We start from the raw sequence: 305 nt of genomic DNA on the forward strand, positions 1-305 counted from the left end.
CTTGACTAACCGACCAGCACCTGTCGCAGTCGCTGGCGGCCATAGAAGGCGGCACGCACGCGCTTCGCGAAAAACCGCTCGCTCTGGAGCCGAAAGACGCGAAATCGATCGTTGAGGCGGCCGAACGCAAAGGCGTGGTACTCGCTACCAACCACCATCTGCGCAACATGGAGAGCCACCGAGCGATAAAGCGACTTCTGCGCGAGGGAGCGATAGGAAAGATCAACTCGATCCGCATTTTCCACGCAGGATCGTTACCCCAGAGCCTAAAGACTTGGAGACTTTTCGAGAAGGCTGCGGGCACC

At 58.7% G+C, this 305-nt stretch carries 1 protein-coding gene; it reads right to left on the reverse strand.

The annotated features are described in order from the left end of the window. Positions 1–5: 5 nt before the first annotated feature. The gene (locus tag EN852_RS42965) at positions 6–245 is read right to left on the reverse strand and encodes a hypothetical protein (RefSeq protein WP_246694579.1); all 240 of its coding nucleotides are present in this window, start codon (positions 243–245) and stop codon (positions 6–8) included. Positions 246–305 lie beyond the last annotated feature (60 nt).

Origin of the sequence: Mesorhizobium sp. M2E.F.Ca.ET.209.01.1.1, from assembly GCF_004010375.2 — a bacterium.
In the GTDB taxonomy this organism is placed as follows: Bacteria; Pseudomonadota; Alphaproteobacteria; order Rhizobiales; family Rhizobiaceae; genus Mesorhizobium.